This is a genomic window from Streptomyces sp. NPDC001492, from assembly GCF_053597275.1.
The window spans coordinates 153,300-167,045 of record NZ_JBSFHW010000009.1 but is presented as its reverse complement, the minus strand read 5'-3'; the positions used below and the strand labels follow the sequence as shown (position 1 = coordinate 167,045).

6 protein-coding genes and 2 pseudogenes are annotated in these 13,746 nt (G+C 71.3%); 6 read left to right on the top strand and 2 right to left on the bottom strand.

What is annotated here, in order from left to right:
• Positions 1-21 precede the first annotated feature (21 nt).
• Positions 22-2,193: a GH92 family glycosyl hydrolase gene (locus ACWC1K_RS14560; RefSeq protein WP_450831338.1), complete on the top strand. Its 2,172-nt coding sequence runs from the start codon at positions 22-24 to the stop codon at positions 2,191-2,193.
• A 7-nt stretch (positions 2,194-2,200) separates the two neighbouring features.
• On the opposite strand, the pseudogene ACWC1K_RS14555 reads toward ACWC1K_RS14560, so the two are convergent.
• Positions 2,201-2,558, bottom strand: a pseudogene (locus tag ACWC1K_RS14555) (cytochrome P450); the annotation flags it as partial.
• Between the two features lie 7 nt (positions 2,559-2,565).
• Between ACWC1K_RS14555 and ACWC1K_RS14550 the strand changes: the two are divergent.
• Positions 2,566-2,870: pseudogene (locus tag ACWC1K_RS14550) on the top strand (aldehyde dehydrogenase family protein); the annotation flags it as partial.
• A gap of 25 nt (positions 2,871-2,895) precedes the next feature.
• Entirely contained in the window at positions 2,896-3,072 is a 177-nt protein-coding gene (locus ACWC1K_RS14545) for a gamma-glutamyl-gamma-aminobutyrate hydrolase family protein (RefSeq protein WP_450831337.1), read from the top strand.
• 18 nt (positions 3,073-3,090) lie between these two features.
• Here ACWC1K_RS14545 and ACWC1K_RS14540 read toward each other — a convergent pair whose 3' ends face one another.
• The gene (locus tag ACWC1K_RS14540; RefSeq protein WP_450831336.1) at positions 3,091-4,506 is read right to left on the bottom strand and encodes a phytoene desaturase family protein; all 1,416 of its coding nucleotides are present in this window, start codon (positions 4,504-4,506) and stop codon (positions 3,091-3,093) included.
• A gap of 198 nt (positions 4,507-4,704) precedes the next feature.
• Between ACWC1K_RS14540 and ACWC1K_RS14535 the strand changes: the two genes are divergently transcribed.
• The 3 genes from ACWC1K_RS14535 (at position 4,705) to ACWC1K_RS14525 (ending at position 13,727) form a co-directional block, all read left to right on the top strand.
• Positions 4,705-9,918, top strand: coding sequence for a family 43 glycosylhydrolase (locus ACWC1K_RS14535; RefSeq protein WP_450831335.1), 5,214 nt, complete (start codon positions 4,705-4,707; stop codon positions 9,916-9,918).
• 133 nt (positions 9,919-10,051) lie between these two features.
• The gene (locus tag ACWC1K_RS14530) at positions 10,052-11,377 is read left to right on the top strand and encodes a S1 family peptidase (protein ID WP_450831333.1); all 1,326 of its coding nucleotides are present in this window, start codon (positions 10,052-10,054) and stop codon (positions 11,375-11,377) included.
• Between the two features lie 40 nt (positions 11,378-11,417).
• On the top strand, positions 11,418-13,727 hold the full coding sequence (locus tag ACWC1K_RS14525; protein WP_450831332.1) for a tetratricopeptide repeat protein: 2,310 nt from the start codon (positions 11,418-11,420) through the stop codon (positions 13,725-13,727).
• Positions 13,728-13,746: the final 19 nt, after the last annotated feature.

Below are 13,746 nucleotides of genomic sequence, written 5' to 3'. Positions count from 1 at the left end.
CACCGTCTCGAGGAGAGCTTCTTGCGCCTGCACCCTGTCGCGGCTGCCCTGACCTCGGCCGTGCTGCTGGCCTCGCCGCTCCCGGCGGCGTCCGCCGCCCCGGCCACGGCCGAGCCCGCACGCGCCACGGACGACCCCGCCGGCTACGTCAACCCGTTCGTCGGCACCGCTCCGGGAGGCACCGACTTCGGCCACGGCGGCGGCGCCGGGAACACCTTCCCCGGCGCCTCGGCGGCATTGGGCGGGATCCAGTGGAGCCCCGACACGGTCACCCGCCAGCACGGCGGGTACGCGTACAAGGACAACCGGATCCGGGGTTTCAGCCTCACCCACATCTCCGGCGCCGGCTGCAGCGACTACGGCAACGTGCCGTTCATGCCGCTCACCGGCCACCCGGACCCGGACCCCGCCGCGCGCCACGCCACCTTCTCCCACGCCAACGAGGAGGCTTCGCCGGGCAGTTACGGGGTCCGGTTCGACAACGGCATCCGTACGCAGATCTCCGTCACCCAGCGCTCCGGCATCGCCCGGTTCACCTACCCGGCCCACGAAGGGCGGCCCGCCGGGCTGACGGTGGACGCGGGACGGGCGTTCAACAAGGCCACCGGGAAGATCAGCATCGGGTCGCGCACCCTGTCCGGCTACACCGACAGCGGTGGCTTCTGCCACTCCTCGAACCGCTACCGGCTCTACTTCCACGTCGTCTTCGACCGGCCCTTCGCGCACACCGAGCCCCTCGACGGAAAGACCTCCGGGGCGTACGTGTCCTTCGCCCCCGGCACCCGTACGGTGACCGCACGGGTCGGTGTGTCCTTCGTGGACGTCGACGCCGCCCGCCGCAACGCCGCCGCGGAGCAGGGCAGGCGCTCCTACGACCAGCTGCACAGTGCCGCCCGTGAGCGCTGGAACGAGTGGCTGGGCAGGATCGCCGTGCGCGGCGGCACCGAGACCCAGCGCCGGGTGTTCTACACCGCGCTGTACCACGCTTTGCTGCACCCCAGCGCCTTCAGCGACACCGACGGCCGCTACCGGGGCATGGACGGCAAGGTCCACCGCACCCGGCCCGGGCATGTGCAGTACGCGGACTTCTCCGGCTGGGACGTCTACCGTTCCCAGGGCCAGCTGCTCGCCCTGATCGCGCCGCACGAGGCGTCCGACATCGCCCAGTCGATCCTCAACCAAGGCCGACAGGCAGGGTATTTCGACCGCTGGACGGTGGCCAACGGCGGCACCCGCGTCATGGTCGGCGACCCACTGCCGGCCATGGCCGCCTCCATCCACGCCTTCGGCGCCACCGACTTCGACGCCCGCGGGCTGCTGCGGGCGGCCGTGGCGGGCCGGCAGGACGACCGGCAGCGACCTGGGCACCAGCAGTACGACACCCTCGGCTACATCCCGGCCGGCACCAAGGGCGTCTGGGGCAGTGCGGCCACCACGCTGGAGTACGCCATCGCGGACGCCGCACTGGCCCATCTGGCCGGACGCCTCGGCGACACCAAGACCCAGGCGGCCCTCACCCACGCCGCCGGCAACTGGCGCAATCTGTTCAACCCGGTGAGCGGCTACATCCAGCCCCGCAACGCCGACGGCAGCTGGCCGTCCTTCTCCCCCACCCAGCACGGGGAGTACGTCGAGGGCAACGCCGCGCAGTACACCTGGCTGGTGCCGCACGACCTGCCGGGCCTGTTCACCGCCATGGGCGGCCCCACCGCGGCCGCCTCACGTCTCGACACCTTCTTCACCCAGCTCAACGCCGGCGCGGACAAGCCGTACGCCTATCTCGGCAACGAACCGTCCTTCAACATCCCCTGGGCGTACGACTACGCGGGCCGCCCCGACCGCACGGAAGACATCGTGCGGCGGGCCCTCACCACTCTCTTCACCGACCGCCCCGACGGTCTCGTCGGCAACGACGACCTGGGCGAGATGTCGTCATGGGCGGTCTGGGCCTGTCTGGGCATGTACCCCCAGGTCCCGGGGAGTTCCCAACTCGCCCTGGCCGGTCCGCTGTTCCCGGCCGCCACCGTGCGCCGCGGCAACGGGGTCGCCCTCTCCCTCCTCGCCCCGGACGCATCGGCCACGAACGCCCATGTCCGGTCCCTGAGCCTGAACGGGCTGCCCGTCAACGGCCCCTTCCTGCCGGAAGGGGTCCTGACCTCGGGCGGTGTGCTCCACTACGGGATGACGTCGTGATCGCTCGGGCCAGGGTCACCTCGACGGGCAGCCTCTTGACGCCGTTGACGAAGCTGGACCTGACGCGCGGCACGTCACCGGTCAGGCGGATGTCCGCGAGACGGGGGATCAGTTCCTCGGACGTGGTGCGGATCTCGGTGCGGGCGAGCAGGTTGCGCAGGCACAGGTGGGGGGCTGCCCTTGCCGAAGGTGACGTGGTCGTTGTGGGGCCGGGTGACGTCGACGTCGTACGGGTTGCCGAAGACCTCCTCGTCACGGTTGCCGGAGGCGAACCACATGACGACCTTGTCGCCCTCCCTGACCTGCTTGCCGCCCAGCTCCACGTCCCTGGTCACGGTGCGGCGGAAGTGGTGGACGAGGGACGCCGCGTGCCGGCTCGCCGGCGAGGCGGGGCTACCGCCGGGCGTGCTCAACGTCGTGACCGGCGACGGACCAGTGGCCGGCCGGGCGATCGGCTGCACCCCGATGTGGCTGTCCTGGCGGTCACCGGATCCACCGCGGTGGGCCGCCACTTCCTGCACCACACGGCCGACTCCCACCTCAAGCGCGTCTGGCTGGAGCTGGGCGCCTTCGACCTCGAACTCGCCCGTACGGCCCTGGACCTGGGCCTGCCCCTGCTGGCGATCTGCCGTGGCCTCCAGGTCGTCAACGTCGCCCTCGGCGGCACCCTGCAGTGAGGCGTCCTGCTGCCACCACCAGCGGGTGGACCGCCCTGGTGCCGGGCTCACGGTCACCGCGCGCGCCGCGGACGGCACGGCCGAGGGACTCGAACTCCCCGACGCCCGCGGGTGGTTCACGGCCGTTCAGCGGCACCCGGAGGACACCGCCCAGCAGGGCCTCTTCTACGCCCTGGTACGGGCGGCGGGGGACGGGCACTGACTCCTCACGGACCCGGCGTCACGCGCGCAGCCGCCGCAGGGCTCGGGCTGCGGCATGGGCTCCGCACATTCCGTGGGCGCCGGCGCCGGGCGGGGTGGCCGCCGAGCACAGATAGTGGCCGGGGACTCCGGTGTCGTAGGGGTGCAGGGTGAGGTGCGTTCCGAGGAGGAGCTGGGGGATGTCCGTGGCGCCGGTCATGATGTTGCCGCCGACGTAGTTGGGGTTGTACTCGGCGAAGCCGGGCGTGGTGCGCACCGCGGTGCCGATGACGCGGGCCCTGAAGCCCGGCGCGAAGCGTTCGATCTGGGCGGTGATCGCCGCGGTGGCGTCTCCGGTGTAGCCGTTCGGGACGTGGGCGTACGACCACACGGGGTGGACGTCGCCCGCCGAGCGTGACGGGTCGGCCAGGTACTGCTGGCCGACCAGGACGAACGGCCGCTCGGGCATCCGCCCGGCATGGACGTCCCGCTCCGCGGCCGCGATCTCGGCGTAGGTGCCGCCGAGGTGCACCGTGCCGGCCCTCCGTGCGGCCTCGGCGCGCCAGGGGACCCCGCCCTCGACCGCGAAGTCGACCTTGAACGCGCCCGGTCCGTAGCGGTAGCGCCGGTAGGCGCGGGCGGTTCGCGGCGGCAGCAGCTCGCCGAGGATGTCGGCCAGGGCGGTGGGTGCCACGTCCCACAAGGTCACGTCCGCGGGCGGGAGTTGGGCCACCGACCGCACTCGTACCCCCGTCTCGATCCTCCCGCCGAGTTCGCGCAGCAGCGCCGCCATGGCGTCGGTGATACGGCGTGAGCCTCCTTCGGCCACGGCCCAGCCGTAGCAGTGGCCCGCGGTGACGATGCCCAGGCCGATACTCGCGGTCAGCGGCCGCTCCAGGGGATGGAAGGCGTGCGCGGCGACGCCGCCCCACAGACCCCTGGCCTCCTCGGTCCTGAACGCCTTCGCCACCAGCGCGGCGGGGGCGAGCGCGGGAACACCGAAGCGGGCGAGGCGTAGCGGATGCCGGGGAAGGCGCAGGAGCGGGCCCATGATGTCCTCGCCGAAGGTGTCGTACGCCGCCGAAGGGCCCTCGAACAGCCGCCGCCAGGCCGGGCCGTCGGCGCCGAGACCGGCGGCGGTCGCGGTCACCGAGCGGTGCAGCACCCCGGCCGTGCCGCCGTCGAGCGGATGGACGCAGTCGATCTCCGGCCACGCCCACCGCAGCCCGTACCGGTCCAGGCCGAGCCCGTTCAGGAACGACGAGCCGACGGCCATGGGGTGGATGGCCGAGCAGAAGTCGTGCAGCAGTCCCGGCACGATGGCCTCGCCGGAGCGGGTGCCGCCACCGATCGTGTCGGCCGCCTCCAGCACCGTGACCCGCAGGCCGGCCCGGGCCAGGGCGACGGCGGCGGCCAGACCGTTGGGCCCGGCGCCGACGACGGTCGCCGTATTCATCCCGACTCCTCTCGTTCGACCTGTCGCACATCGTTCGAAACCTCTTGACGCTGCCCAGGACGCCGATTGAAACTCTCGCAACACGACGTCACCTCCACGTAACACCAGGCCCGCGGCGCATGCGTTGTCGGCCCGCCGCCGCTTGCCCGCATCCCGCCTTCCCCCCTCATCAGCCGTGTCTCAGCAGGGAATCCCGACATGACGCACAGCGCACGACTTCTCGGCCGCGCGAGACGCCTGGCGGGCCATCTCGCCGGGCCGACCGCCGCCGCGATGCTCCTGGCCCTCGCCGCTCCCGCCCTCCCCGCGCAGGCGGCACAGACGGCCGAACCCCCAGGTCTCACCGACGGTCTGGCTCTCTGGTACAAACTCGACGGCGGATCCGGGACCACCGTGAGCGATGCCTCCGGCAACGGCCGCGACGGCACGGTGAGCGGCACCGCCGACTGGTCGGCAACCGGTCAGGGGCTCGCCTTCAACGGATCCGACACCTACATCAAGGTGCCGGACGACGTCATGAAGGGCATGGACTCGATCACCGTCTCCCTGGACGTGCTCCTCGACTCCGCGCAGACCACGCCGTACTTCCTCTACGGCTTCGGCAACTCCAGCGGCGGAAACGGCAACGGCTACCTGTTCACGACCGGCAACTCCCTGCGCACCTCGGTGGCGACCGGCAACTGGTCCACGGAACAGACCACGAAGCCGTCCGACGCCCACAACCTCACCCGCGCGGTCTGGAAGCACCTCGCCTACACCCAGACCGGCACCACCGGCGTGCTCTACGAGGACGGCGTCGAGGTGGGCCGCAACACGTCGGTGACGATCACCCCCGGCGCGATCGGCTCCGGCAGCACCACCGCCAACTACATAGGCAAGTCGGTGTACTCGGGCGACAAGCTCTTCAAGGGCCGCATCCGTGACTTCCGCGTCTACGACCGCGCACTGGCCGGCTCGGAGGTCGAACAACTCGCCCTTTCCGTCGACACGCAGGGCGTCGCCGCCGACAAGGCGGCCCTGAGCCTGGGTGACACCAGCGCCGTCACCGCCGACCTGGAGCTGCCCAGGACCGGTACGGCGGGCGGCTCCACGATCAGCTGGGCCAGCGACAACGCCTCGGTCGTCTCGGCCTTGGGCAAGGTGACCCGCCCTGCGGCCGGTGCACCGGACGGCCACGCCACGCTGACGGCGACCCTGAAGAAGGGCACGGTCACCGACACGCGCACCTTCGAGGTCACGGTCCTGCCCGACTACGACGACGCCACCGCCACCCGGCAGGCCGCCGACGCGCTGAGCGTCCACAACCTCGACGACGCACGCGGCAACCTCACCCTCCCGACCAGCGGCTCGTACGGCACACAGGTCGCCTGGTCCTCCGCGAACCCGGACGTCGTCTCCGCCGACGGCGTGGTCCACCGCCCCGCGCACGGCGACGGCGCCACCACCGTCGAGCTGACCGCCACCGTCACCAAGGGCGGGGCGACCGCCACCCGCACCTTCACCGCACACGTGCCCGAACTGCCCACCAAGGCGGCCCTCAAGGGCTATATGTTCAGCTACTTCACCGGGGAGGGCACCGCGGACGGCGAACAGGTCTACAACGCCCTCAGCAAGGGCAACGACCCGTTGCACTGGCGGGAGTTGAACGACGGCAAGCCCGTCCTGACCTCCAGCCTCGGTGAGAAGGGCCTGCGCGACCCGTTCATCATCCGCTCCCCCGAGGGCGACAAGTTCTACCAGATCGCCACCGACCTCAGGATCTACGGCAACGGCGACTGGGACGCCGCCCAGCGCACCGGCAGCAAGTCCATCATGATCTGGGAGTCCACCGACCTGGTGCACTGGACGAACCAGCGGCTGGTGAAGATCTCCCCCGACAGCGCGGGCAACACCTGGGCGCCGGAGGCCTTCTACGACGCGAAACGCGGCGAGTACGTGGTCTTCTGGGCGTCGAAGCTGTACGACAACGCCGAGCACAGCGGCGACACGTACAACCGCATGATGTACGCCACCACCCGCGACTTCTACACCTTCAGCGAGCCCAAGGTCTGGATCGACCGCGGCTACTCGGTCATCGACTCCACGATGATCCAGCACGACGGGACGTACTACCGGCTGTCCAAGGACGAGCGGAACAACACCTCCTCCACCCCCAACAGCAAGTTCATCTTCGAGGAGAAGAGCGACTCGATCCTGGGCTCCTGGGACCCGGTCGCCGAGGGCATCGGCAAGGGCGCGATGAGCGCGGCCGAGGGCCCGCTGGTGTTCAAGTCGAACACCGAGGACAAGTGGTACGCCTTCCTCGACGAGTTCGGCGGCCGCGGCTACATCCCGTTCGAGACGACAGACCTGGCCTCCGGCAAGTGGACCCCGTCCACCGGCTACGACCTGCCGGCCAGGCCCCGCCACGGCACCGTCCTGCCCGTCACCCAGGCCGAGTACGACCGTCTGCTGCGCGCCTACCAGCCCGACCAGCTGGTGGAGAGCGTCGAGGGCGTCAAGGTGAAGACGAAGACCGGTCAGGCACCGGTCCTGCCGGCCACCGTGATCGCGAAGTACGCCGACGGCGTGGACCGGCCGGTTGCCGTCACCTGGGACGACGTCCCGGCCTCGGCCTACGCGAACCCCGGGGCCTTCACCGTGACCGGCAGCCTGCCGGACGGCACCGCCCTCCCCGTGCGGGCCGAGGTCACGGTCTCCGAGGAGGGCGCCGACGTCCCGGCCGACCTGCTCCTGCACTACGACTTCGACGAGACGAGCGGCAACATCGCCCACGACTCCAGCGGACACGGCTACCACGGCACCTACGTCCACACGCCCGACTTCGGCACGGGGGTGCAGGGCGGCTCGTTCAAGATGTCGGGGGACGCGTCGCGTTCGCCGTATGTGAAGATCCCGAACGGGGTGCTGAAGAACGCCGACAGCCTGACCGTGTCGACCTACGCCAAGTGGAAGGGCGGCAGCAGCTTCCAGTGGCTGTTCGGGCTCGGTCCCGACAGCGACAAGTACCTCTTCGCCACCCCCTCCAACGGCGGCTCCAGCCTCTACTCGGCCATCACCAAGGCCAGTTGGTCGGCGGAGTCGAAGCTGACGGCCGGCTCGCAGCTCACGCCCGGCGAGTGGCGGCACGTCACCGTCACCCTCGACGGCTCGACCGGCACGATGGTCCTCTACGTCGACGGCATCGAGGCGGCCCGCACCACGACCACCATCAAGCCGTCCGAGCTGTACGACGCGAACAAGGACTACAGCGGCTACATCGGCCGCTCCCTGTACTCGGCCGACCCGTACTTCGGCGGCGAGGTCGACGACTTCCGCATCTACGACCGGGCCCTGTCGGCCGCGGAGGTCATGGAGCTCAGCGGCAACACGGCGGGCATCGCGAAGGCCACGCACCCTGGTCTGAAGGTCGACGCCATCGTCGACAACGCGGACAGCAAAATCACGCTGCCGATGAAGGAGGGCACCGATCTCACCGCGCTGGCACCGGAGTTCACCCTCGCCCACGGCGCGGCGATCAGCCCCGCCTCCGGCAGCGTCCAGGACTTCAGCAAGCCGGTGACGTACGAGGTGACGGGCTCCGACGGCAGGAAGCGCACCTGGACCGTGACGGCGCTCGTCATGAAGAGCCCGGTGCTGCCCGGCCTGAACGCCGACCCGAACATCGTCCGCTTCGGCGACACCTTCTACCTGTACCCGACGACCGACGGCTTCGACGGCTGGAGCGGTACGCGGTTCAAGGCGTACTCCTCGACCGACCTGGTCCACTGGAAGGACCACGGCGTCATCCTCGACCTCGGCCCGGACGTCTCCTGGGCGGACAGCAGGGCCTGGGCGCCGACCATCGCCGAGAAGGACGGGAAGTACTACTTCTACTTCTGCGCCGACGCGAACATCGGCGTCGCGGTCTCCGACTCGCCGACGGGGCCGTTCAAGGACGCGCTGGGCAAGCCGCTGCTGAAGGCGGGCCAGTTCAGCGGCCAGATGATCGACCCCGCCGTCTTCACCGACGACGACGGCCAGTCGTATCTGTACTTCGGCAACGGCCACGCGTATGTGGTGCCGCTGGGCGCCGACATGACCTCCGTCGACACCTCGAAGGTCAAGGACATCACCCCGAGCGGCTACAACGAGGGCTCCTTCGTCATCAAGCGCAAGGGCACCTACTACTTCATGTGGTCGGAGAACGACACCCGGGACGAGAACTACCGGGTCGCCTACGCCACCGGCCCCTCCCCCACCGGCCCCTGGACCAAGCGGGGCGTGATCCTTTCCAAGGACCTCTCCCAGGGCATCAAGGGCACCGGCCACCACAGTGTCGTCCACGTCCCGAACACCGACGACTGGTACATCGCCTACCACCGCTTCGCCATCCCCGGCGGAGACGGCACGCACCGTGAAACCACCATCGACAAGATGGAGTTCGACTCCGACGGTCTGATCGAGAAGGTCGTCCCGACGCTCACGAGCATCGACCCGGTCACCATCGTCCACGCGGGCCCGGACGCCACCGGCACCGAGGGCGACGCCATCCCGCTGGCCGGCACCGTCTCCGGTGCGGGCGCGCCCAAGTGGACGGTGGAGAGCAGCTCACCCTGCACGGTCACCGACCCCGACTCGGCCCGCACCACGGTCACTTGCACCGACAACGGCACCTTCGAGCTCACCCTGACGGGCGGCCGCAGCACCGACACCACCACGGTCACGGTCTCCAACGCCGCCCCGTCGATCACCTCGGCGACAGGCCCGGCCGCCCCGACTCCCGTGGGGAAAGAGGTGGTTGTCACCGCATCCTTCACCGATCCGGGCACGTCCGACAGCCACACCTGCACGATCGACTGGAAGGACGGCACCCGACCGGCGTGGGGCCGGCTCACCGATTCCGGCGGCACCTGCCGGGCCGAGCACGTCTACGCCGCCGCGGGCATCCACCGCCCGGTGATCACCGTCTCGGACGACGACGGGGGCACGGACAGCACCACGCTCCCCGAGGTGATCGTCTACGACCGTGACGCCGGCCCGGCGTTCGGCGCCGGCACGATCACGTCGCCGGCCGGCGCCTTCCCGGCCAGACCCGCTCTGACCGGCAAGGCGGCGTTCACCTTCGACGCCCGGTACCGAAAGGGGGCCACCACCCCCACCGGTGAGGCCGTGTTCGTCTTCGGGGCCGCCAAGCTCACCTTCCGCTCGACCGGCTCCGACTGGCTCGTGATCACCGGCTCCCGGGCCGTCTACCAGGGCTCCGGCACGGTCGACGGCCACGGCGGCTACGGGTTCCGCATCACCGCCACCGACGGCCCGGACACGTACCGCATCAGGATCTGGAAGAAGTCCAGCGGCGACGTCGTCTACGACAACCAGGACGGTACGAGCACCAGCGGCACCGTCAGGATCGGAGACCACCGGCACTAGGCGCACACTCCCCGCGCCCGGGAGGGCGCGGGGAACACCCACGTCAACTCAGGGCTGACTTCCGTTGATTGACCGATCAAACCTGGTCACAGGTCTAGGGACGCAGCATGCTCCGAGCGTAGGGTGAGACGCCATGGGGGAACTGCGTGCGGACTGGAGACTCAGGCTGCGGCGCGAGGGCGCTCACGGGCCCATCTGTGGTGCCGGCGTGCTCGTGGACCAGAACACGGCACTGACCTGCGCACATGTGGTGGAGCGCCCGGACGCCGTCATGTGGCTGGAGTTCGCGGAGAACAGCGACCTGGAACCGGTGGCCGCCCGCGTCCTGCCCGGCGGCTGGCTCCCCGACCGCGAGAGCGGTGAGGACGTCGCCGTGCTGCGCCTGGACAGGCCACGCCCGCAGGCACGCCCCGCCCCACTGGAGCGCGCACTGCACGGCGGCATGGAGGTGTACGCGACCGGCTATGCGGTGGGCTTCGACGACGGCATGAGCCTGTGGGGCCGGATCAGCGGGGCCAGCGGCGATCTGGTGCAGCTCGACGCCGTCACCAAGGCGGAGGTGGTCCGCCGGGGCTTCAGCGGCGCCGGCGTGTGCACCGGGCCGCGTGAAGGGCCTCCCGTGCGGGTGGTCGGCCTCGTCGTCAGCTGGCGCGGCGACAAGAACGAGGTGCTGCCGGAGAAGAACCGGCTGGCCTTCTCGTATCTGATCCCCATCGAGAGGATCGCCGGGCTCTCGCCACTCGTCGACGAGTTGAGCCGCCCCTCCGCATGGGACCGCGACTTCGAGGAGCGGTCGATCCGGTGGTTCGAGGACCCGGACGAGGACCCGGTGAAGATCACCGTGGTGGCCCCGGGCAGCGGCAAGGACCGCTCGCTGCGCCATCTGCTGCACCGCGCCGACGTCGTCCATCGCGGCGGCGCCAGCAGACCGGACCTCGCCGACCGCGCCCTGGACAGGATCACCGTCCCGACCGGCGAGTACCTGGCGTACTGGTACTGGCTGCTCGGCCGCAAGCCCCAGCCCGCGCGGGTGGCCGACCGCGCGCCCGTCCGCCCGGTCACGGTCCTCGTCGACGGCCTCGACGAAGAACCAGAGCCGGGTCCGCTGATCGAACTCCTGGTCCGATTACGGGTCCTCGGCGTCCGGCTGCTGCTCGTCTTCCGCCACGAGGGCGGCACCGGCTGGAACGCCGCCCGCGACCAACTCCTGCGGCCCGCGCTGCTCGCCCATGCGGACGCGCTGGTCACCCGTCTGCAGAACGCGGAGTTCGGCCGCGCGATCCGACGCGACGTCGTCGACAGCGCCTCCCTCAGCCGCGCGACCGAGACCGCCGACCGGCGGCGGCACGAGCTCCGCGTGATCGAAGCCCTCACGCAGCCGCATCAGCAACTGTCCCGGCTGCGCGGGCTGATCAAAACCGTGCGAGCCGACCTCCGGCACCACGGAGGCCAGGGATGAGGGGCTCCGCCCGGCCCGGGCGGCGGAGGAGGGCAAGAGCATGACGGCCTGCCCGCACCGGCGTTTCAGCGGCGCCCCCTGCGGCGGCACCGTGCTGCCCACCGGTTACTGCTCCGACTGCGGCCGTGCCGTCGACGCCCCCGAGCTGCCCGCCCTGCCCGAGAACCCGCGGGAGCTGGGGCCCGGCGAACTCCTGGCGCTGCCCCGGCGCGTGCCGCGACCCGCCGAGGCACGCCTGATCGACCCCGAAGCGCCGCTGCGCATCACCATGGCCTGCTCGTCCGCCGACTGCGGCATCACCTTCGCCCCGCCCTACACCGAGGGCCCGGTGCCGACCGAGGGGCACTGCCCGGTCTGCGGCCGGCCCTACTCGTACCGTCCGGAACTGACCGAGGGCGACCTGCTGCGTGACCAGTACCGGATCATGGGGCCCATCGCGCACGGCGGGCAGGGCTGGGTCTACCTCGCCGAGGACACCCATCTCGGCGACGTCGTCGCCGTCAAGGGACTGCTCAACCGCTACGAGCAGGACGGCGCCCGGCTCGCCGACGTCGAACGCCAGAACCTCGTCGCGATCCGCCACCCGCGCATCGTCCAGATCCGCGACTTCGTCGCCCGCAGCGACGCCGACGGCCAGGTCACCGGCGGCTACCTCGTCATGGACGACGTCGGCGACGGCACCCTCGAGAAGGTCGTCGAGGAGACCCGGCGCGGCGAGACGGTCCTCGACATCGAGCACGTCGCCGCATACGGCTGCCAGATCCTGGAGGCCTTCGTCCATCTGCACGCCGGCCGCGAACGCGTCTTCGTGTACGGGGACATGAAGCCCTCGAACGTGGTGCACCACGAGGACGGCGTCAAGGTCATCGATCTCGGCGGCATGCGCGAACACGGCCAGAGCCGGCCCCCGGCCCATGTCACGCCCCCGTACATGGCGCCCGAGACCGCGTTCCTGCCGGGCCCCACCGTCGCCCACGACCTGCACACCGTCGGTGTCACCCTGCGGGAGCTCGGCGGCTGGGCCGTCGACAAGGCGCCTGGTCTCGGCGCCGCCTCGTTCTGGCGGGTCGTCGAGCGTGCCGTACGGCCGAACCCGGGCGAGCGGTTCGCCGACGCCCGGGAGATGGCCGGCCAGCTGCGCGGCGCGCTGCGGGAGATCCGTGCACTGCGCGGCAAGAGCGACCCGCCCGAGCCCTCCGACTACTTCCGGCCGTCCCCGCAGCTGCTCGGTGCCCGGCTCGGCACGGTCCCGGGCATCGAGCACTGGCTGGAGCGCCCCCGCCGCTTCCGCTACGAACCGCCGGCGGCCCCCGCCCTCGACCTGGGCGCTCCCACGCCGGCCGAGATCGCCCGCTGTCTGCCGGTGCCGCGGCGTTATCCGGGCGATCCGCAGACCGCGCGGTTCGAGGTGAGCAGCGGCTACGACCCCGGCCAACTCCTCGACCAGGAGGACCGGGAGCCGCGCTCGGTGGAGATCTGCCTGCACAACGTGCGCGTCCTGCTGGACCGGAACACCGAGGACGACCTGAACCGGGCGCAGCTGGAGCTGGACACCGCCGACTCCATCCCGGGGCCGTCCGCCGTGCGCCGGTGGCGGCTGGAGTGGCACCGCGCGCTGCTCGCCCTGCGCAGCGCCGGCCTGCACGAGGACCCCCGGCAGGTCGCCGAGGCCAGGACCCACTTCGCTCAGGTGCACCTGGAACTCCCCGGCGAGTACGCGCCCAAACTGGCCCTCGCCTACTGCGGGGAGCGGCTCGGCGACGACCGGGCCGGGCCCACCGCCAAGGAACTGTACGAGGCCGTGTTCGCCCGCAACCCCGCGCACGGCGGCGCCGCCCTCGGCCTGGCCCGCCTCGCGCTGCGGGCGGGCGACCGCGGGGCGGCCCTCGACGTGCTCGGCCGGGTCCGCCCCGGCACCCTGGACCACACCGTGGCCCGGATCGCCTCCCTGCGCATCCGCGCGGCCCGGCTGCCCGGGGACGGCGATCAGCTGCCCGCGCCGGCCGACGTGGACGCGGCGCTGGCCGAGCTGGCCGGCCTGGTGCACCAGACACCGGGCGCCGGTGAGCCGAGCCTGTCCGAGGACGAGGCGCTGCGCCTGAGCACCGAACTGCACGAATGGAAACTGGACGCCCTGCACGGCCTGAGCGACCGGCCAGGCGCCACGGGAGGAGACGCCGGACGGCTGTACGTCCGCAGCCTCAGACGCATGAGCGCGGCGGAGCGCGAGCTGCGCAGACAGATGGAGTCGCACTACCGGCAACTGGCCGCACGCAACCGGGAGTCGGCCGCCGCCCATGAGCACCTCGTGGACCTGCTGCACGCGATACGGCCCCAGACCGTGTTCTGACGGCCGGCCGTACGGCAGC